The organism is Microcoleus sp. FACHB-831 (genome assembly GCF_014695585.1).
Taxonomy (GTDB): Bacteria; Cyanobacteriota; Cyanobacteriia; order Cyanobacteriales; family FACHB-T130; genus FACHB-831.
The window spans coordinates 1-20,510 of the sequence record NZ_JACJON010000084.1 but is presented as its reverse complement, the minus strand read 5'-3'; the positions used below and the strand labels follow the sequence as shown (position 1 = coordinate 20,510).

At 46.3% G+C, this 20,510-nt stretch carries 21 protein-coding genes; 15 read left to right on the top strand and 6 right to left on the bottom strand.

The window, feature by feature from the left end:
• Positions 1-389 precede the first annotated feature (389 nt).
• On the top strand, positions 390-1,406 hold the full coding sequence (locus H6F77_RS26810) for an NAD-dependent epimerase/dehydratase family protein (protein ID WP_190491975.1): 1,017 nt from the start codon (positions 390-392) through the stop codon (positions 1,404-1,406).
• 39 nt (positions 1,407-1,445) lie between these two features.
• On the opposite strand, the gene H6F77_RS26805 is transcribed toward H6F77_RS26810, so the two are convergent.
• Positions 1,446-1,649 (bottom strand): hypothetical protein, encoded by a 204-nt coding sequence (locus H6F77_RS26805; protein WP_190491974.1) that lies wholly within the window; start codon positions 1,647-1,649, stop codon positions 1,446-1,448.
• Positions 1,650-1,911: 262 nt separating this feature from the next.
• Between H6F77_RS26805 and H6F77_RS26800 the strand changes: the two genes are divergently transcribed.
• Positions 1,912-2,706, top strand: a complete 795-nt coding sequence (locus tag H6F77_RS26800) for a ferritin-like domain-containing protein (RefSeq protein WP_190491973.1) — start codon at positions 1,912-1,914, stop codon at positions 2,704-2,706.
• Positions 2,707-2,992: 286 nt separating this feature from the next.
• On the opposite strand, the gene fabG is transcribed toward H6F77_RS26800, so the two are convergent.
• On the bottom strand, positions 2,993-3,757 hold the full coding sequence (gene fabG / locus H6F77_RS26795) for a 3-oxoacyl-[acyl-carrier-protein] reductase (protein WP_190491972.1): 765 nt from the start codon (positions 3,755-3,757) through the stop codon (positions 2,993-2,995).
• Positions 3,758-3,864: 107 nt separating this feature from the next.
• On the opposite strand from fabG, the gene H6F77_RS26790 reads away from it, so the two are divergent.
• The 4 genes from H6F77_RS26790 to H6F77_RS26775 all read left to right on the top strand — a co-directional run bounded on the left by H6F77_RS26790 (position 3,865) and on the right by H6F77_RS26775 (position 5,882).
• On the top strand, positions 3,865-4,512 hold the full coding sequence (locus tag H6F77_RS26790) for a DUF922 domain-containing Zn-dependent protease (RefSeq protein ID WP_190491971.1): 648 nt from the start codon (positions 3,865-3,867) through the stop codon (positions 4,510-4,512).
• Between the two features lie 45 nt (positions 4,513-4,557).
• A complete protein-coding gene (gene trxA, locus H6F77_RS26785; protein ID WP_190491970.1) occupies positions 4,558-4,875 on the top strand; it encodes a thioredoxin in 318 nt (105 codons plus the stop codon).
• Positions 4,876-4,918: 43 nt separating this feature from the next.
• Positions 4,919-5,056, top strand: coding sequence for a hypothetical protein (locus H6F77_RS26780; RefSeq protein WP_190491969.1), 138 nt, complete (start codon positions 4,919-4,921; stop codon positions 5,054-5,056).
• Between the two features lie 121 nt (positions 5,057-5,177).
• Positions 5,178-5,882: a pentapeptide repeat-containing protein gene (locus H6F77_RS26775; RefSeq protein ID WP_190491968.1), complete on the top strand. Its 705-nt coding sequence runs from the start codon at positions 5,178-5,180 to the stop codon at positions 5,880-5,882.
• Between the two features lie 78 nt (positions 5,883-5,960).
• Here the strand turns inward: H6F77_RS26775 and psb29 are convergent, their stop codons facing one another.
• On the bottom strand, positions 5,961-6,707 hold the full coding sequence (psb29, locus tag H6F77_RS26770) for a photosystem II biogenesis protein Psp29 (RefSeq protein ID WP_199321570.1): 747 nt from the start codon (positions 6,705-6,707) through the stop codon (positions 5,961-5,963).
• A gap of 250 nt (positions 6,708-6,957) precedes the next feature.
• On the opposite strand from psb29, the gene H6F77_RS26765 reads away from it, so the two are divergent.
• Positions 6,958-7,572, top strand: coding sequence for a chromophore lyase CpcT/CpeT (locus H6F77_RS26765; protein ID WP_190491967.1), 615 nt, complete (start codon positions 6,958-6,960; stop codon positions 7,570-7,572).
• 64 nt (positions 7,573-7,636) lie between these two features.
• Here H6F77_RS26765 and H6F77_RS26760 read toward each other — a convergent pair whose 3' ends face one another.
• Complete coding sequence (locus H6F77_RS26760; protein ID WP_190491966.1) at positions 7,637-8,005, bottom strand: STAS domain-containing protein; 369 nt, start codon at positions 8,003-8,005, stop codon at positions 7,637-7,639.
• Between the two features lie 104 nt (positions 8,006-8,109).
• A complete protein-coding gene (gene hemF / locus H6F77_RS26755; RefSeq protein WP_190491965.1) occupies positions 8,110-9,153 on the bottom strand; it encodes an oxygen-dependent coproporphyrinogen oxidase in 1,044 nt (347 codons plus the stop codon).
• A 230-nt stretch (positions 9,154-9,383) separates the two neighbouring features.
• Between hemF and H6F77_RS26750 the strand changes: the two genes are divergently transcribed.
• The 6 genes from H6F77_RS26750 (at position 9,384) to H6F77_RS26725 (ending at position 15,815) form a co-directional block, all read left to right on the top strand.
• Positions 9,384-9,863, top strand: a complete 480-nt coding sequence (locus tag H6F77_RS26750; RefSeq protein ID WP_190491964.1) for an SRPBCC family protein — start codon at positions 9,384-9,386, stop codon at positions 9,861-9,863.
• Positions 9,864-10,149: 286 nt separating this feature from the next.
• A complete protein-coding gene (locus tag H6F77_RS26745; RefSeq protein ID WP_190491963.1) occupies positions 10,150-11,214 on the top strand; it encodes an Mrp/NBP35 family ATP-binding protein in 1,065 nt (354 codons plus the stop codon).
• A gap of 81 nt (positions 11,215-11,295) precedes the next feature.
• Positions 11,296-12,561 (top strand): rod shape-determining protein RodA, encoded by a 1,266-nt coding sequence (gene rodA / locus H6F77_RS26740; RefSeq protein WP_190491962.1) that lies wholly within the window; start codon positions 11,296-11,298, stop codon positions 12,559-12,561.
• 110 nt (positions 12,562-12,671) lie between these two features.
• The gene (locus H6F77_RS26735; RefSeq protein WP_190491961.1) at positions 12,672-12,869 is read left to right on the top strand and encodes an NAD(P)H dehydrogenase subunit NdhS; all 198 of its coding nucleotides are present in this window, start codon (positions 12,672-12,674) and stop codon (positions 12,867-12,869) included.
• 88 nt (positions 12,870-12,957) lie between these two features.
• Positions 12,958-13,626, top strand: coding sequence for an HAS-barrel domain-containing protein (locus H6F77_RS26730; protein ID WP_190491960.1), 669 nt, complete (start codon positions 12,958-12,960; stop codon positions 13,624-13,626).
• Positions 13,627-13,706: 80 nt separating this feature from the next.
• Positions 13,707-15,815, top strand: a complete 2,109-nt coding sequence (locus H6F77_RS26725) for a cation:proton antiporter domain-containing protein (protein ID WP_190491959.1) — start codon at positions 13,707-13,709, stop codon at positions 15,813-15,815.
• Between the two features lie 72 nt (positions 15,816-15,887).
• On the opposite strand, the gene H6F77_RS26720 is transcribed toward H6F77_RS26725, so the two are convergent.
• Complete coding sequence (locus H6F77_RS26720) at positions 15,888-16,352, bottom strand: HmpF-related protein (RefSeq protein ID WP_190491958.1); 465 nt, start codon at positions 16,350-16,352, stop codon at positions 15,888-15,890.
• A gap of 597 nt (positions 16,353-16,949) precedes the next feature.
• Between H6F77_RS26720 and H6F77_RS26715 the strand changes: the two genes are divergently transcribed.
• Together H6F77_RS26715 and H6F77_RS26710 are read left to right on the top strand one after the other, a co-directional pair.
• Complete coding sequence (locus tag H6F77_RS26715) at positions 16,950-18,581, top strand: NCS2 family permease (RefSeq protein WP_190491957.1); 1,632 nt, start codon at positions 16,950-16,952, stop codon at positions 18,579-18,581.
• Between the two features lie 753 nt (positions 18,582-19,334).
• A complete protein-coding gene (locus tag H6F77_RS26710) occupies positions 19,335-20,411 on the top strand; it encodes a ParB/RepB/Spo0J family partition protein (RefSeq protein WP_190491956.1) in 1,077 nt (358 codons plus the stop codon).
• Positions 20,412-20,510 lie beyond the last annotated feature (99 nt).

The following is a 20,510-nucleotide window of genomic DNA, read 5'->3' as shown; positions in this document are numbered from 1 at the left end:
ACAACGCTATCTCAAATTACGCGATCGCTTCCAAAACGTCTAGCGTTCGGCACGTTTATATGATATATTCTCCCGCTAGCTAGTGTGATATAAGCTACAATCTAACTTTAAAAGTTATTTTCTACACGTTAAAGCGAATTTCACACCCATAAAATACTTAAGATTACAGGCTATTACACATCTAATTTGCCATTGTTTAGGCTTAATATCGTGCGCTATTAACTTTATGATATAGGAACAAACAGCCACTTTTTGCCTTATTAAAAAATAAGTTGATTCACATTAATCTTAGAGAAAATACCTTATTTTGATAATTTTTATAAAAACATCTTTAACAACAAATAAAGTTCAAGTTTTATAATTACTTTAAATAAAATGAAACATCAAGAATGAAAATTATAGTTACAGGTGGCACGGGATTTTTAGGGAAGCACTTAGCCTTGAGGCTGAAAGCATTGGAATATGATGTCACCGTATTAGGAAGAAATCGCATCATCGGTCAAAAACTCGAATCTAAAGGATTACAATTCTTACCAATTGATTTAAAAGATTCCAGTGCCATAATTGAAGCTTGCAAGGGAAAAGATTATGTATTTCATTGTGGCGGTTTATTATCTCCTTGGGGTAAATATCAAGATTTTTATAATGCCAATGTATTGGGAACGCGCAACATCATCCAAGGCTGTCAAACTCATAAAGTAAAACGGCTAATTCACGTTTCAAGTTCTAGCGTTTATTTTGATTTTTGCCATCGTCTGAATATTTCAGAAAATACGCCATTCCCCTCAAAGCCAGCCAACGCTTACGCTAAAACTAAACAACTAGCCGAAAAAGAAATAAACGCCGCCTACAGACTCGGTTTACCTGCGATCGCTATCAGACCGCGAGCCATTTTTGGCCCTGGTGACACAAATCTTCTGCCTAGAATGCTCCGAGCAAGCGTTGCTGTCGGTGGACTGAACAAACACGCTAGCATCCCGCTAATTAATGAGGGGAAAGCGTTTGTTGATGTCACTTATATCGACAATGTAGTTGATGCTTTGCTGCTGTGCCAAAACGCCCCAGATAATCTGCTTGGCAGAACATTTAACATCACGAACGGGGAGCCGATCTATGTGGCTACCTTCTTTAAAATGCTGTTCACTAAACTTGAATATCCTTTTAAAATTAGACATATTCCATATAACCTTGCCTATTGGATAGCAGCAGCAATGGAACTGGCATCGCAAACAATTTTCTTGGGTAGAGAACCACTAATAACTCGTTTTACAGTGGAATTGTTGGCTAAAAATCAAACGCTAGATATAACGGCGGCGAGAGAAGAATTAGGTTATCAACCCCGTATTAGTGTCGAGCAAGGATTGGAAATTTTTGCGCGTTGGTGGAAGGAAAAAAGGCAAAATTAATAGTAGATGCAGCGGTGTAACCCCTTTATTTACTACCAATCAAATTTTTTGAATAATGTCCATCGAATCATCTTCATCCTTATGTCGATCGTTAAACTCCTTAAGCAACCTTTCAGCCTTCGCTATTAGTTCTTTTTCCTGTTGAGGGGGAAGTTCTGGCGCGGATGCAGGTGATGTTGATGGCTGATTATCTTCCGCAATGGCTGGATTCGGCTGAGCTGTATTATCTTTTTCTGGCAGCATGGTAGAGTTCCTGATTTTTATAAATATGTAGAGCGATCGCTCTTTGGCTCAATATTATTTTTATATATACTTGACACCAAAGAAAGCCAAGTTGATTGCATGGCACCAGTATCTTCCATAAGGTATAAACTAACTCCTCACCTTTAGGAGGAAATGTGGCTAATACACGCCTTCTGTCATTCAACCCACAAGCCCTTTACAAAAAAAGAGCGTTAGAATAGCAGCCGAGAATGGCTAACCCAAACTGACAGCAAATCTATTTATGAACTTCTTTACATACCTGTTGCACCTAGCTGGCTCAGGTGCTGGCGCTTACCTCACCGCTAGGCAAATACGGGACCCTTTGACACGACCAAACCTCCTTGCAGGATTTCAACTAGCAGAATCGGGTTCAGTTCCCTTTCTAGAAACACTGCGCGATCGCGCAGCCAAAGAAGGCGATACTTGGTTAGCCGAGAAACTCGACCGCCATGCAGCCGACGAACGCCGTCACGGTCAAATTTTTGCTCAAGCTCTCAAGCGACTAAACAAGCAAGTCATAGACTTCAAAAAGCTTGCGGAAAACCAGCCAAAGGAAAAAACTCAAGCTAACCGCCGCAGCCCTTTCTTTCAAGCCTATTTTGAAGGTTACTCGCCAGAAAGTTTCAAACCAGAAAACATTGACTGGATTGTATTTTTTGCCAGCACATACATTCTGGAACTCGACGCCAGCAAAGACTTCGTGCGTATGGCTAACGTCTTGCCAGAAGATGAGCCAAATAGCGCCAGCCTCAAAAAAGCACTTCTAAGCGTTGGACAAGACGAAACCCGCCATGCTGCTTATCTTTACGAGGCTCTAGAGCGTCGTCTCCCGGCTGCGGCTGTGGTGCAAGTTACAGACGATTGGCGGGTACGCAAGACGAATGCTCTACTAGCAATGGTCAGCAATCTCATCCAGAAAGGTGGGCAAACTCAGTCATTAGTTCAGGATGGCGTATCGCCAGAAATGTCTGATGAAAAACCTGAAATCGCTGATTTAAATGAGCATAGCACTGCTAAAAGTCTAGAAGCTGCATAAAGACTAAATTAAGGTGGGTAATCCCCACCTTACTACTTGCTTAAAGGTAATTTTGACCACCTAGCCAGCCAAGAAGGTTTGTTTCCCAAGCTGATAGCATATCCGCTCGCCTAAAAGCAAAAGCAAGACTACTCCCTTCTGACTACAAGATTACCTATTTCTTCTTGTTTCTTTCTTCGCTGTTCGTTAATAGGAATTCTTCTAGTGGGAAGGGAGCAAAAGAAAATTCTTTTTTCTGCCCTCGTTCCCAGGCATGAGCCTGGGAATGCTTTTTACTTTCTAGTTTCTAAGCCATGACCATACCCCCATCGACATTAATGACTTGACCAGTAATGTAGGCAGCCGCAGCATCGGCAGCGAGAAATCGAACTAGACCTGCGACTTCCTCTGCTTGACCGTAGCGACCCAAGGGAATGAATTTGAGGATTTCGTCTGATTTTAAACCCATCGTCATATCTGTGGCGATGAATCCAGGGGCGACTGCATTGACCGTGATGCCCCGGCTGGCTAGTTCTTTGGCGACGGTTTTGGTAAATCCAATAACTCCAGCTTTGGCAGCGCTGTAGTTGGCTTGACCGGGGTTGCCCATTTGACCTGCAACGGAGGAAATATTAATAATTCGCCCAGCGCGTTGCTTGAGCATGATTTTGCTAGCAGCGCGGGTACACAAGAAAACTCCAGTGAGGTTGAGGTCAATTACGGCTTGCCAATCTTCTGGCTTCATCCGCAGTAACAGCGTGTCGCGGGTAATGCCTGCGTTGTTGACGAGGATATCGACGCGCCCCCATTTTTCCATTGCGGCGGCGATTAGGGCGTCTACTTGGTCGGCTTTGGAGACATCAGCTTGAAGGGCGATCGCGTTTCCTCCCCCCTCAATAATCTCGTTTACTACTTTTTCGGCGGCTGCACTAGAACTGGCATAGTTCACAACTAAATTAGCTCCCTCGGCAGCTAACGCCAAGGCAACAGCTTGACCAATTCCCCGCGAAGCACCCGTGACGATCGCCACCTGTCCGCGTAACCTAGCCTGTGTTTCTGGCAATGCTTCCATTAATGAATCGCTCCCTTTATGCGTGACAAACTAGATTATATTAGGGCGATTTGCGGCCAATTTGTACGGGGAAATATTATTTAGACAATATCCGCGAAGCATTCAACATGAACCTCAAAACTTTTACCGTTACAGCAATATTTACACCAATCCTCATACTGCTAGCTGCTACATATTTCACTCCTTCAATAAAAGCCCAAATGTCTGCACCAAATCTACCTGTAACCGTTGAGCAGTCATTTATCCCTAAAGTTACTATCCAAACAGTCTACTATGAAATATTTGGCTTTACAGCCGAGCAATTACGCTCTCAAATGAATCAAATGGGGCCAGAAGATCCCCGCTTTGGTAAGCGTTTTTATGCCAATACGACAGCCTCTATACGTTTTGGTTACGGTTATTCAATTTTTGGTACTAGATGTCAAATTAGTTCAGCCAAAGTAAATTCATCTGTGATAGTTACCTTTCCTAAATGGAATATCCCTGCTAATGTTTCTCCACAACTAATAAGAAACTGGTCTAGATTTATAACTGCGTTGAAACTTCATGAGGATGGTCATAAAAATTACATTATTGAGGCTAGTAATAAGATATTGGATGCTCTAAAAGATTTGCCAGATTCTCCTAAATGCAACTCTCTCGGAGATCTAGCAAATGCTACGGGTCAAAAAATTATTAAAGAATATAACGAGCGAAATATACGCTACGACCGGACAACTAGACACGGCGCGACTCAAGGCGCTGTCTTTCCATAATTTTGCACTAGAATTATGCCATAAGACTAAAAGCCCTTTGCTCCTATGGCAGTTAAAAAACAGTTCAACAGTTTTGAGGATTTACTCTCTGGTGCCGACGTGCCCGTTTTGGTCGATTTTTACGCTACCTGGTGCGGCCCCTGTCAGATGATGGCTCCAATTCTAGAGCAGGTCAATACCCAGATGAACGATCGCCTCATGGTTGTAAAAATTGATACGGATAATTATCCAGATTTGGCTACTAATTATCAAATTCACGCCCTACCGACGCTGGTACTGTTTAAAAATGGCCAGCCAGTAGAGCGCATTGAGGGTGTGGTGCCAGCCGATAAGCTGATCCAGCATTTAAAAACTTTAGTCTAGGACTAGACCATAAAAACCTTTGCGGATGGCCGCTGAAGTTAGAATGAAACGAAGAATACAGGCGATCGCTCGAAGGCTTTACCCGATAATAAGCCTAGTGGCGATCGCTTTTTTGCTGAAAAATCTTTGTCTTGTCTCTCCAGCTAGAATTCTAGAAAATCAGGGATTATCGGCAGAGTAGGCGCAAAAATTTGGTAAAAAAAATAATTTTTGCTATTCCCCCAGCCTTGAGCCTATCATCCCAATAGCTCTAACCAGAGATGATAATTCACCAACACGTTAGCTAGGGGATTAAAAAAACCATGAAACTACAAATTCTAGCCACTGGTGCAGTGCTATTGAGCGCGATCGCATCCGCCAACTCAGCCAACGCCGCAGATCCCGTAATCGTCAACAGGTTGCTAACCACCAAACAATGTATAGGATGTATCCTCCCCAACGCTGACTTGAGGGGAGCCAATCTCAGGGGAGCTAACCTGAGTGGAGCCGACCTATCGCTTGCCGACCTCGGTGGAGCCGACCTAACTGGAGCCGATCTAACTGGCGCTAATCTCGAAGGTGCCCTCCTGACTTGTATTGACCAGCCTAACAACAAGCAGAAGTGTGCCGACTTGACTAAAGCCAACCTCAGAGATGCCAACCTCACAAGAGCCAACTTGATTAACGCCAATCTAAGTCAGGCCAATCTCCGGAATGCCAAACTAACACTTGCCCACCTAAGTTCTTTCTTTATTCGGGCAGACTTGAGGAATGCTGACCTAAGCGGCGCTCAAATGGCTGGTGCAGATCTTGATGGTGCGGACTTGCGGGGTGCGAATATGAACCCGGCAATTGGTCTGGATCAACAACAAGTGCCTACAAACCTGACAATTAACAAAAGTACCGGATCTGCCCTACCTGCCAATTTGAGCCGTGCTAATCTTAGGGGCGTCGATGTCAGCAAAGTTGACCTGACCAATGTCAAGATGGAACGTACCATCATGCCAGATGGCAAGGTTCGCCGCTAAATAAAATTTTAGAGACGCGGATATATCCGCGCCTCTCTTGCAGTTTGCCTCAAAGCTTTCAAAAGTAAAAAGTTTACTTTAAGAGCCGGAAGGTACGTCGTCTTTAGGAGTGCCTGCGGATGGGGGGGGTGTAGCCACCATCCCCTTATCTTCGGCTCGTTGCTCGCGTTTTTTGCGGTCTGCTTTCAGGACATCTTCTAGGACTACCTGCACCTGAGCCATTTTTTCCAAATTGCCACGATACAGATCTAAGTCTTTTTGTAACTTGTCGTCCGCCACGTGCAAGATGTTACAGATTTGCTTAAGTGCGTCAGTCCGTTGTTTTTCGTCTTTAACCAGGTCAGGATCTGCTAGTTCCAGGAGGCTATATAGACCAATAGCAAACAAACGACTGTACTTAAATTTAGGATTGTTAGCGATCGCCCTAACAGCATCCTGCAACTCAGCAGCTTCCCGAGGGGGAGAATCTGGGGTAAACCAGGCAATTAATTCTTGTGCAGAAAGACGGCTAGCTAGTGCTTGTAGCTGTTGGGCATCGTGTTGGTACTTCTTGGGATCTGCCTGCACTGCCTGACAGAGAGCCTCAAAAATAGAGTCTTTATCCCGTTCGGGCCGATATGCTTGCATAAACCTTTCAAAGGATGTCACCACGCCCAGCGCATAGATTGGGTCGTAGCTGAAATCAACATTTACTGAAAGCAAATGCATTTCCACCATCAACTCTTCTACCACCCGCCGGTAGATGGAGTTAATGGGACGGGTGTGAGTGTTATAGAAATCTCGCTTGGTATCCGAGACAGTGCGGACGTTATTCACGTAAAACATTTATGGCAACGTAACCCTATTGTCTCGCTTAAAGACACGTTTGCCAAGCGGGGCGATCGCACTTGCTCTCTTTGTGGTCTAAAATTCGGTATCTCCCCGCGCAGGCAAAAAATGCCGATCCCAGTGCCACTCAGCACTCTAGACACCGACACAACGCTTTCATACCATCTAGTTTAGGATTGTGGGGTTGAAGTTCTGAAACTACCTACTGGCGAGGCTCCCAAAATCTAAAATCTAAAATGTATAACTTATGACTTTTTCTCTTGAACTAATTGCCCTGGCAAAGTACATGGCTGGTGAATTTGATAATGGGGAACAGGCTGTAGCCGATCCTGCCTGGTATGTACACATCCGCCTCTGGCAGCGACCAGTCCATCTGTTTGCGGAAGACAGCATCACGCTTTTTGCCGAGCAAGCTAATATCCTCAAGCTAGACAACCCCTATCGTCCCCGGATCGTGCGGCTGCGTCAGAGCGATACCGACCCCGCACTTTTGCAGGTGAATTACTATATGCTGAAAGACCCTAATGCTGTTAGGGGTGGCGGTCGGAATCCAGCTTTAATCGAGGCACTAACTCCAGAACAAATGGAGTTCCTACCGAGTTGCACCCTGAACGTCAATCAGCGACGCTTAGACTCAAACAATTATCATTTTTCTACATCACCCGCAACGGCGGAGAGATGCTGCTTTAGTTATCAAGACCAAACCTACTATGTCGCCTTGGGATTTGAGGCAACACAGGAAGAATTTTTGACCTATGACAAAGGTATTGACCCCCAAACCGGACAGGCCATTTGGGGGGCACTACTTGGCCCCTTTCGCTATAGTAAACGGCAAGATTTTTCTGCCGAATTAGCTGTCTGACCCAAGATTTTAGATTAGGAATTTATTTAAGGGAACAACCAAAATCTAAAATCTAAAATCTTTCTCAGCTAGCTATACTCCGGGGGACACCTTCGAGAGCTTCTTCCTCGGTTTCAAAAATCTCGAAAACCGAATCCATCATCGTGACTTCAAACACTAGCTTGGCTTCTGGATGGACATTACAAATGCGGAAGCTGCCTTTGACTTTATCAGCGTCGCGCATTCCAGCCACTAGGGAGGTCAATCCAGAACTGTCGATAAAATTAACCTGACCAAGATTAACGACTACATGGCTGCTAAGTTTGGAAATACACTCTTGCAATTTCAGACGAAATTGCCAAGCAGTAGTGATATCTAGACGCCCGCTGGGCGCTAAGACGATGACTGTGGTGCCATCTTGGGTCGTGTGCGTTCTCTGATCTATGTGAATCACTGATACCTCCTTGCGGCGGCGGCTACCTTCTTTATATCTAAAGGGGAGCCGCATTTGGCTACTATTGCTGTTGTAAATGAAATCTTCAGTAGTCTAACTTTAACTCAGATATTCTTGGTAGCAGGAGTCCAGTTTGCCCAATCCCCAGGCTTCAAGAATATTTCATACAACTCTGCTTCTGGGGTGTTGGGTTCCGGTTGATAGCCGTATTCCCAGCGCACGAGGGGTGGTAAAGACATGAGAATTGACTCGGTGCGCCCGTTGGTTTGAAGACCAAAAATTGTGCCCCGGTCATAGACTAAGTTAAATTCGACGTACCTGCCTCGGCGATACAGTTGGAAGTTACGTTGGCGATCGCCATACTCCATTGCTTGCCGTCGCTCTACTATAGGCAGGTAAGCTGGTAAAAATGCTTTACCGCATTCTTGGACAAAGGCAAATAAATCTTCCCAATTGCGAGCCTCTAGAGTGCCTACTTCAGCACTATAAGCCTCTGCTGGCCCTGAAGGATTCGGCCCCCGGTAAAGAGTACCCTGACCATCTTGATAGTCAAAAAAGATGCCACCGACGCCCCGCGTCTCTTGTCTGTGCTTGAGATAAAAATATTCATCGCACCAGAGTTTAAATGCTGGGTAGTATTGGGGGTGGTGGCGATCGCAGGCTTGTTTGAGGGTGCGGTGGAAGTGGGCAACATCTTCGGCAAAGGGGTAGTAGGGCGTCAGATCGATGCCACCGCCAAACCACCATACTGGCCCTGCCTCAAAGTAGCGGTAATTGAGGTGAACGGTTGGGATGTAAGGATTGCGCGGATGCAGTACCATCGAAGTGCCCGTCGCGTAAAATCGATGACCTTCTGCCTCTGGGCGTTGCGTCAGAATGGATGGTGGTAGATGTTCCCCCCAAACCTCAGAAAAGTTAACCCCTCCCTGTTCAAAGACCGCTCCGTCGCGGATGACGCGGGAACGACCGCCGCCGCCTTCTTCTCGCTCCCAAGCATCTTCTTTAAATGTGCCAGCGCCATCTGCCGCCTGCAAGGCTTCGCAGATTTCATCTTGCAGCGATCGCATAAACTCGCTCACCCTCTCTCTCGATGACGAGGGGGGCAGAAAATTAGAAGTTGTGGTTTCGGTTGAAGAAGTCGCTGTCATAAACAAATTTTTCTGGCTACCCATCCCGGTACTTGACTTCTAGACTACCTTGGATCGCGCCAGTTTTAAATGACATTTTGGACTAATAATTGGTTGTTATTTAATCGCTAAGCATTGGAGTCCAGACCCTGATATGTTGCGCTAGTTACAAAGTATGCTAGAGGGGGGTTATAAGCTCAAGTCCTTTGCATAATATTAATACTTTGTAGGGCTGGCGCTGGAAGCGTGTCGTGATTTTCAATTTTTCCTTCAAGTTCATCGCTGGTCGAGAGAGTCTTAGGTGCGAGTTTTCCCTCTTAAGGACGTATCGCGTCCTGAGTTCTGCCTCAATAGATGTTCTATGGCAAAAATTAATCAATTTAGCTGATGTTTCGTGGAATCCGTTACTGAGTAGCACCAATGCTCCCTTGGGATTGATTGCCAAACCAGGCTTAATTTATCAGGTAGTAACTCGCTTAATTCCCATTCCTGTAAGAATTTTTGTTGAGCGCGTCAGCCCGATGGAGTTACTGTCTGTGCGATTTCTGGCACTCCCTGGAGTTGAAAAACGGGTAACGTATCAAGTTGAATCTACTGTTTGCGGTACTTACGTGTCTTATTCAGTCACCTTGCGCGGTTGGTTATCACCTTTGCTATGGTGGATGATCCGCCCTTATGCGGCGAGGGTGGCAGCCGAGTTAGCCCAAGCCGCGGAGGAAGTGGTTCTTTAAAGAACGATCGCGATCGCGGTTCAGTTTTAAGAGCGATTTAGGCTCCAGCCTGCAAAATAACCCACTTTCACAGTTATCTAATCTCGTCGGGTGTCTTAATTTACGCTTGCACCAGTTCTCTGAGCGGGTATCTATCCTTGGTGCAATGCCAAGATAAACTTTAGTGAGCTAAGCATATGCCCCCAGCCCCAGCCTCATGGAGACAACCAAACCGTTAAGATGCTTTAAGAACCCATGATAAAGTTACCCCAGTTGTAATAGCTGAGGTAAGGAATGCAATTGTCATATGCTAGATGCTGGATCGGTTTTAGAAGTGCTGCGACCCGTTCAAGACCCCGAACTTCGTAAGAGTTTGGTGGAATTGAACATGATTCGCAATGTGTCCGTTGACGCAGGCAAAGTCAGTTTTACTTTGGTGCTGACAACTCCCGCCTGTCCGCTGCGGCAGTTCATAGTTGAAGAATGCGAACAGACGCTTAAGAAGCAGTTACCTGAAGTAACCGATGTGGTTGTAGAAGTGACGGCTGAGACGCCCCACCAAAAGTCACTTCCGGATCGCACTGGGATTGCAGGTGTCAAAAATATTATTGCCATTTCCAGCGGTAAGGGTGGGGTTGGCAAAAGCACGGTTGCGGTGAATGTGGCGGTTGCTTTAGCGCAGGCAGGGGCTAAAGTTGGCTTGATTGATGCGGATATTTATGGCCCCAACGACCCAACGATGCTGGGATTGGCTGACGCCGGGGTAATGGTGCGGCAGGGTGCTAAGGGTGAAGAACTTGAACCAGCTTTTAACTACGGCGTTAAGTTGGTTTCGATGGGGTTTTTGATTGACAAGGATCAGCCAGTAATATGGCGCGGGCCGATGTTGAATGGTATTATTCGCCAGTTCCTCTACCAGGTGCAGTGGGGCGAACTGGACTATTTGATTGTGGATATGCCACCAGGAACGGGCGATGCCCAACTGACAATGGCCCAGGCTGTGCCAATGGCTGGGGTGGTTATTGTGACGACGCCGCAGACGGTTGCTTTGTTGGACTCGCGCAAGGGGTTGAAGATGTTCCAGCAGCTGGGAGTGTCTGTATTGGGGATAGTAGAAAATATGAGCTATTTCATTCCACCGGATCTTCCGGATAGACACTATGACATCTTCGGATCAGGTGGTGGTGAGAAGACAGCGAAGGAATTAGGAGTGCCATTGTTGGGTAGGATACCGTTAGAAATTCCTTTGCGGGAGGGCGGCGATCGCGGTATCCCCATTGTTGTAGGCTTTCCTGAGTCTGCTTCAGCTAAAGCACTCGTAGCGATCGCGTCTCAAATTGCCGCATCCGTCTCCGTCGCCGCTTTAACTTAAGGCAAAATACACTCATGCAAAAGGTAAAAGTAAAAATTCTTTCTTTTGCCTTTTTAATTTTTACTTTTTACTTATGAAGAAATGTTGCAAAGGTCGTTGAAAAGATCGGTGATTGGTAGTCGATGGCGCAGCGCGATCGCATCCTGGCAAGAGCTGGACTGGATGCTATTGCTATTAACCGTCGGCCTGACCGTATTTGGGGGGATAATGATCCGCAGCGCGGAACTAAGGGCTGCCGAGACAGACTGGTGGTGGCACTGGCTGATTGGCGGCATTGGCTTGACCCTCGCCTTATTTATCGCGCGATCGCGTTACGAAGTACTCATTCACTGGCACTGGATTATTTATGCCATTACCAATCTATCCCTGATAGCAGTAATGGCAATTGGAGCTAGTGCCAAAGGAGCGCAACGTTGGATCGCCATTGGCGGCTTCAACCTTCAACCTTCAGAATTTGCCAAAGTAGGCGTAATAATCACCTTAGCTGCCCTGCTCCACGCAAAGCCCGCATCAACCATTCCAGCTGTTTTAAGAGCCTTAGCAATTACAGGAGTTCCTTGGATATTAGTATTCTTGCAGCCTGACCTGGGAACCTCCCTAGTATTTGGAGCCATAGTATTGGGTATGCTCTACTGGGGTAATGCCAATCCAGGGTGGTTGGTGCTGCTGACTTCTCCGGTTATCTCAGCCATCCTCTTTAACGTGCATATTCCTGCATGGTTAATCTGGACGGCGCTCATGGGGGTCATTGCATGGCGCACTCTTCCTTGGCCCAAATTTGGTACCGCTGGAGCCATCCTGGGAAACCTTGTGGGAGGTGAAGTAGGACATATCATTTGGGGAGTTTTGAAAGACTATCAAAAACAGCGGGTGATTTTATTTCTTAACCCCGAAAAAGATCCCTTGGGCGGAGGTTATCACCTGATCCAATCTCGCATTGCCATTGGAGCAGGCGAATTTTGGGGACAAGGACTCAACAAAGGAACGCAAACCCAACTCAACTTTATCCCCGAACAACATACAGACTTCATCTTCTCAGCCATAGGAGAGGAACTGGGCTTTGTTGGCGGCTTGTGCCTGCTGTTCGTCTTCTGGTTGGTCTGCCTGCGTTTAGTCCTGATTGCCCAAAATGCTAGAGATAATTTTGGCTCTCTTCTAGCCATTGGCGTCTTGTCCATGATTGTGTTTCAGGTTATTGTCAACATTGGCATGACCATCGGCCTCGCGCCAGTAACTGGTATTCCGCTACCCTGGATCAGCTATGGGCGATCCGCCATGCTGACCAACTTTCTGGCTATTGGGCTTGTAGAGTCTGTCGCCAAGTATCGACACCGACTTAGGTTTTAAGCGTTATGAGTTATGAGGTCTAAATTAATTCAAAACTCATAACTCATAACTAAAAATTATTCCCTAAGTCCTATTAAGCTAGTAAATGCAAACCTATTGATGAAAGAATTATGATTTTGCCCGGATCGCCTGTTCGCGTCAAGAATGCCGAAGATACCTACTACGGCTTTAAAGGACTTGTCCAACGAGTTAGCGATGGCAAAGCTGCTGTTCTATTTGAAGGTGGCAACTGGGACAAGCTCATCACCTTCCAACTCTCAGAAATAGAACTTGTAGATACATCCGCTGGCCGCAAAAAAGCAAAATAGTTAATCGTTCATGGTTCATTGTGCATAGTTCGCGGCAGTTTGCTCTCGAACAATGCACAATGAACTTTTGAATAATAAATAATTAATTATGCGTCTTCCTCTACCACAATTTACAACGGGAAACCGCCATCCTAACTATATTGCAGAAGTAATTGAAACTGCCACGACGGAATTCCTAGCGCAGTGTCTCGACCCTGAAGATTTGAGCTTTCCAGTCATGCCTCCTTTTGGCAGTTGGGTCAAGTCTGTGGATGAAGAGTCGGGTAATCAAGTATTTGCCGTCGTTTACCATGCCACAACTAGCCCCATCGATACAGTTCACCGGGCAAGAGCTTTAGGGCTGTCATTGCAGGAACTGCGAGAGCAGCAACCCCAGATTTTTGCCATGCTTAAAACCGAGTTTCGAGCTGCTATCGTTGGATTTGAAGCACCCCACCAGGGAGCAAATGGTTCTAAAAGTTCCAGCGGGGCTATTTACCAATATTTGCCGCCCCGACCGCCGCAAATCCATCAAGCAGTTTACTGTTGCGAACCAGCAGAAATTATTCACTTCAGCGAACAACTGGATTTTCTAAGAACATTATTGCAGGTAATAGGAGCGCCCGTTGAGGCGCTGGCGGCAGCTGCCGTCCGCGATATTTATCAATTACGCAAAGCAGATCGGGAATGGTTAATTCAAGCTGGGCGGACTCTAAGTATCCTGCTTAAGGACGACTACGATCGCTTGAGATATATTTTGAGCCAAATACACCCATAGAATCTTTTTATTTTGGAGTTTTAAGTGTTGAGTTAAGAAAGTAGCTATTAATTTAAACTTTCTGACTGGCGCTGCTCCCTATGGAATCTATTTTGCACGTCCTGCATCAACCAATCGTTCCTTTCGCGATTTTGCTGGCGGTCATTTTGATCGTACCTATGCTCTTCGAGCGGCTGCGAGTGCCAGGATTGGTTGGTTTGCTGGCTGCTGGGGTAATTCTCGGCCCTAACGCTTTAGGGCTGCTTGATACCGAAGATAAGACTATGCAGTTGCTCTCAGACATCGGGTTAGTGTATCTGATGTTTGTTGCAGGTTTAGAAGTTGATATCGCACAATTCCGCAAAACCAAGCATCGCTCAATTGGGTTCGGCACTTATACCTTTTTGGTGCCCATGATTGTAGGGACGGCGGTGGGTCGTCTCTTCGCGTTTGACTGGAATGCTTCAGTTTTGATTGGCTCTCTCTTTGCCTCTCATACGCTTTTGGCTTATCCGATTGTTAGCCGCCTGGGCGTTGTGGCCAATGAAGCAATAACCGTAACAATTGGAGCGACTATCTTTACCGACATTGGCGCTTTACTGGTATTGGCTGTTTGTGTAGGGATTCATAAGGGTGACTTCACCGCTGCCAAGCTGTTTACTTTGTTGGCTTCGTTGATTGTCTACTCTGCGCTGGTATTGTTTGGTTTGGATTGGGCAGGTAAAGAATTTTTTCGACGCTCTGGGAACGAAGAGGGCAATCAATTTTTATTTGTACTGCTGGCGCTATTTCTAGCATCGTTGGGAGCCGAGCTGATTGGGGTAGAAAAAATTGTCGGAGCCTTCCTTGCTGGTCTGGCTGTGAATGATGTTCTTGGGGAAGGACCAGTTAAAGAGAAGGTGCTTTTTGTCGGTAGCGTCCTGTTTATCCCAATTTTCTTTGTGGATATGGGGCTGCTGATTGATATCCCAGCTTTTATTAAAACTCTCTCCTCTGTTTGGCTAACGCTGGCGATTGTGTTGGGTTTGATTGGGAGTAAGTTTTTAGCGGCTCTTTTTGCTAAGCTCACATACCGCTACACCTGGCAAGAAATGCTAGCTATGTGGTCGCTGTCGCTACCCCAGGTGGCGGCAACGCTAGCGGCTACTCTAGTTGGCTATCGGGTAGGGCTATTAACAGAAGGGGTGTTAAACAGCGTCCTGGTGTTGATGCTGGTGACGGCAACCCTGGGGCCAGTGATTACGAGCCGGGTAGCGGTCGGGTTGAGCGTACCGGAAACTAGGATTGAGGATGACATAAAGCTAGTTGATTGGGAATCTACCTCAGTAGAGCATCCCTTTAGAGTTGTTGTCCCCCTTTCCAATCCTCAGACTGAGCAACATTTAATCGAAATGGCAGCATTACTAGCGCGGCATGAAGGTGGGCGGATCGTGCCCTTAGCGATCGCTCACGCTCATGCTCATATGGATGCTCCCCAGTTAGAAATGGCATTCCAACGCGGTGAAATGCTAATTGAGAGAGCCAAAGATTTAAGTCTAAAGCTGGGCGTGACAGCAGAGGGGCTTGTGCGCCTTGATGACAAAATTGCTCAGGGTATTAGCCGTGCCAGCCGGGAACAAAAAGCGAGTTTAATTGTTATGGGCTGGGGCAACCGGACGGGCTTGAGGGCGCGGTTGTTTGGCAATGTTATTGATAGCGTCTTGTGGGCATCCCACTGTCCTGTAGCGGTAACGCGCTTGCTTGGTTCTCCTTCTGAAATTCGCCGCATCTTGGTGCCTGTAGAAAACTTAACAGAGCAGGCTGTGCGGCCAGTGCGGTTTGCCGAAATCTTGGCAGCGTCTAATCAGGCTGAGGTAATCTTGTTCCACGTCTGCAATACCAAAACCAAGCCTAGTAAGATAGCCTGGATGCGATCGCAGTTGTCTTTAATAGTTTCTAAATCTGCTCCTAACTGTAAAGCAGATATTCAGATCCTTCCACATGAAAACGTGGCTCAAGCGATTCTTACTGCTTCTAAGTCGGTTGATTTGATTGTATTGCGCTCTATACGGCAGCGCACGGCTGGTGGCTTAGAAATTAGCGATGTTACAACCCAGTTGATCCAGCAATTGACCTGCTCTATACTCATGCTGGGGGAACCAAGGCGACCCTCAACTGTTGCTGTTCCCAACCAGCCATCAAGCCTTGTAGATTCCAATGTTTCGATTTAATTGTTAGTAGTTAATGGTTTAAATTGATAGCTAATGAACATAAATTATCAATTTAAATTATTAACCACTAGCTTACGCATCTTTAGCCATTTGACTATTCACTTCTTCTTCTCTCTTTTCCAGTTGTTTCTCCTTCCGTTTGAGGTCTTCTTCTAAGGCTTGAATTTGTTCTTGACGTGCTTCCATTTCCATTGTCCGACGAGCTAATTCCTGACTTTGTAAAGTCAGATCTTGCCGCCATTGTTCTGCCCTTTCAGCTTCTTGTTGTAAAGATCCTGGGGTTATGCCGCTAGTTAGGTACTGCTGCACTAAATCCAAAACCCAATCTTTTGCATCTTTAATACTTAGAACCTGATTAGTATTATCAAGCTCTACCAGAACTAACAGATTTTCATTTAAGGAGTCAGCTTTGGCAACGGAAACAACATCTTTCTTCGCCATGACTACCCAAGAATCCTCACTTTGTTGACGGGCTAGCAATTGCAGGGCGACCCCATCTGAAAACTCATTTTTTTGCACTAAGGCCAGATGTAGCATTTCAATTAAAATTTAGTACATCTTTGAAGGATACTATTTTCTAGATTCGGTCTAATGGGTTAAAAAAACAACCCTAGAATTGGCAAAATTTAGCTAATTTGGGTCTGGTACTCGGTAAGCGATCGCTTGTATAAACGCGATTAATCTTGTTTCTACAATCTACACCAACCAACAATAGCTAGGTTGGATAAAAAGCCTAATTCATTATTCCAAATAATGATTGTGTTGGTTATCTTTCTCTTGTACCTCCGCAATTAATCGCGTCTCTAGGTTAAATTCAGCTGTAGCTGTATTCTCAGCGCGATTCTATTAACATAAATTTACAAGCTGTGTTGAGGTTTGGCAAGTTACTAAAGCTTACAGCCGCGATCGCACTTTTGGGCTGGCAAAAAGTCACAAATTGATTGGTCGCTGTTGTAACTAAAGACTAATTATCGGAACTATATGCTTAGATATTGCAGGCGGGGTGTGCGATTCGGAGGTTGAGTGCATACCTTCATCCGCGATCGCATCGCAATTCCACTTTGTTTGGATCTGCCCCCTCAGATAGGCGTATCCCAGATAGTTTCACCCACAGCTGTTGTTTAAATCATATATATGGAAGCGATCGCATCTCCACGCTGGCTAGTCCGCCGAGATATTGATGGATTCTTTGGGCTAGCACTCGACAATTTTATTCAAATTCTGCTGATCGTGAATCTATGCGGGGGAGTTCTCGGCTTCCCCCCTGCCTTGATTTACGGACGCATCCTGCCGGGAGTGGCACTCTCCTTAATAGTTGGCAACATCTACTACAGTTGGCTTGCTTATCAAGTGGGACAACGAGAGAATCGGGATGACATTACTGCACTTCCCTATGGCATCAACACAGTCAGCCTGTTTGCTTATGTGTTTTTAGTTATGCTACCAGTTAAGCTGGCAGCGATCGCTAAAGGCGTCTCACCCGAACAAGCAGCCGAACTAGCTTGGCAAGCAGGTTTAGTCGCTTGCTTGGGTAGCGGATTAATTGAATTGGGTGGTGCTTGGTTTGGCAATAACTTACGACGGATCGCACCCCGCGCCGCACTCCTCTCAACTTTAGGCGGCATTGCCCTTACCTTCATAGCCATCGGCTTCCTCTTCCGCACCTTTGCCAATCCAGTTGTGGGTTTAGTGCCGTTAGGGGTAATTCTGCTAACTTACTTTGGCGGAGTAAAATTTGCGATTCCTGGTGGACTGCTAGCCGTACTGTTAGGCATTGCCCTTGCTTGGGGAACCGGGTTAATGAGTTGGGATAACGCCCGTTTTGCCACCGCCTTACAACCGATTGGCCTTTATTTACCGGGCTTCTGGCTAGGAGAACTGTGGAATGGACGTGGGACGTTATTAGATTATCTCAGCGTTATCTTGCCAATGGGACTATTTAACCTAATCGGCAGCATTCAAAACTTGGAAAGTGCTGAAGCAGCGGGAGATAATTACCCCGCTACACCTTGTCTTGCTGCTAATGGAATTGGCACGATTGTCGCTGCTGTCTGCGGTTCTTGTTTCCCCACCACGATTTACATCGGTCATCCGGGTTGGAAAGCGATGGGGGCGCGAGTGGGATACTCTGTCCTCAACGGCGTGGTGATGTCTTTGCTGTGTTTGAGTGGCACTGTAGGATTGTTAGCCTACTTTGTACCCGTTGATGCGGGGATGGCGATTGTTTTGTGGATTGGCATTGTAATAGTCGCCCAAAGCTTTGAAGCAACACCATCTCATCATGCCCCGGCTGTTGTGGTTGGGTTGCTACCAGCGATCGCCGCATGGGGGGCATTAATTGCCAAACAAGCCCTACAAGCGGCTGGAATGGGTACGCCAGCCAATCCTTTGACACCAGCGTTGATTGATAAATTTAAAGCCTTCGACACCTTTATCGATGGAGCTTTTGCCCTCGAACAGGGATTTATTTTTAGCTCGATGCTTCTGGCTGGTATCACCGTCTACATTATTGAGCGAAATTTTCGTGGGGCAGCTTTTTGGTCGATAGCCGCCGCTTTAATGTCTTGGGTGGGTTTGATGCACAGCTACAACTGGGGAATTGCCGATACAGTCATTAAGTTGGGCTTTGGTGCTGGCAGTGCTTGGGCGGTTGGCTATTTATTGATGGCTATCCTGTTTTTCTATGCGGCGTGGCAGACACGCCATTCAGGGAGCGATCACCAATCTACCCTGGACGAGGGAAATCGAGGCGGAGTATTACACTGAACCACTTGCCAAGAGCAGTTATGGAAAATTTTCCATAACTGCTCTTGGCAAGTGAAAGTGCGATCGCACTGTTGCCCCTAAATGCTTACTGCCTACTTTGGCCTTATTATTCCCCTCACCGCACCTGCCGAGACTTAGTATTGCAGAGGATACTAGACCGGAATTGTTTTTTGGTTAGTTGCGATTTTTTGCGAATGGGACGAGGAACCTAGTTGGTAAAGGTATTTTCTCAAAACCTCTGCCATAGATATATTCTGGCTTTCAGCCTCAGCTTGTAAAAGACTAAATTCAGATTCCGTTAGCCTGACTTTGACGTACTTTGTTCGCATGGTTCTGGGAAAATTTTCAGTTGGGTACGTTAGAGGGTACTCTTGGGGGTATTATAGAGGGTACGCTTAACTTTACTAGGGCGTGGAACAAGTAGTGTTTGCTTGTGAAAAAGTAGCAGATGCCAGTCTAGCTTTGCAGGGTCGATAGGCTGCTGCTGTTACCCCAATTTTGAAAAAGGAGTCTAGGCAATGACTAGATTATCTAATTTTGCACGGCACTGTCATGTTCTGAAATAGAGAGCGTCTAGCAGGAATGGTTTGCCTGCCAGGGAAGGTAGTGGATTGTGGGCTATGTCTTAGTATTACGCGATGCGCGATCGCACTAAACACTCTCCACCTCCCTTTCATGTCCGCTCTCTAAATAACGAGTAGTTATCAAGCGCAAAAGATATTACCCAACTAATTAGGAACCGGGACTATAGTAATGGACAGTTCTAAGGGTTTATTAACTGGAATTATAACTGCTGAACCCATACCATCTGTATTCTCTCAAATAGATCCTAAAAGACTAAAACCCCATCCTCGCAATACCTCAATATATCGGGGTGAAGAAGAAGATGTAAGCGATCTGGTGGCTCTCATTCGCGATTCCGGGTGGGTTAAACCGCTGGTTGTCACCAATGACCGAACGATTATCAGCGGACACCGCCGCTGGAGAGCATTGCTGCAACTGGGTTGGCAGAGCATACCTGTAGAGGTGAGAGAATTTCCCTCAGAACTAGCCCAAGTGCAAGCGCTGCTGCTGGAAAATGCCAGCCGTTCTAAAACGGTAGAACAGAAAGTACGAGAAGCGGCGGCGTGGAAACAGATAGAAGACTTGGCGGCGCGTAGGAGGCAACTAGCTGCTCAGAGTAACTACAGTGGTAGAGCAGTTATGGAAAATTTTCCACAACTGCTCGGCGAACGAGGGACAACACGCGATCGCCTAGCTAAACTGGTCGGATTGGGCAGCGGTCGCAATTATGCCAAAGCCGCTAAAGTTGTGGAATATATAGATGAACAAACCTGGCTGGGAAATATAGAAGTAGCGCGATCGCTGCGTTCTACCTTGAACGAGCAAAGTGTAGATGCAGCCGTTAAGCTGATGGCAGTTATTAAAAATCCTACACAAAAGGAATCAAGCAGCAAGAGCAACAAACGCCCGACACCAAAGGATTCAACTAACAAGGTGCAAGCTTCGCCACTGCCGAGTTGCTGGAACTGCCAACATAAAGGTGAAGCAATCGGGAACGAAAGTTTCTACTGCTACAACTTGGGCAAAGTGAGTTTTCTGGAGAAAGACGGTGCTACGCGGGGTGAAGAATGTGAGTTATGGACTTACCGCGATCGCCAGGTTGAAAAATTCGACCAAAAAACCAGATATTCCACCCACTCAACAATTACCCTTACCTTACCAGCCCACTTGCTGCCCAAGCTTCAGGATGTCGCACGGGCGGAGGGGATGAGCTTGCCAGACTGGGCGACAAGTGTAATAGAGTCCGCAGCTAAGAGGATGTTTTAAAAGTCAAACTGAGTCAAAACTCATGCAAGTCGTCGAACCATAAGACGTATCATCGCAATATAAATAAAAGTTTCTGAAGTTTGTGGTAAGCGTTCATAA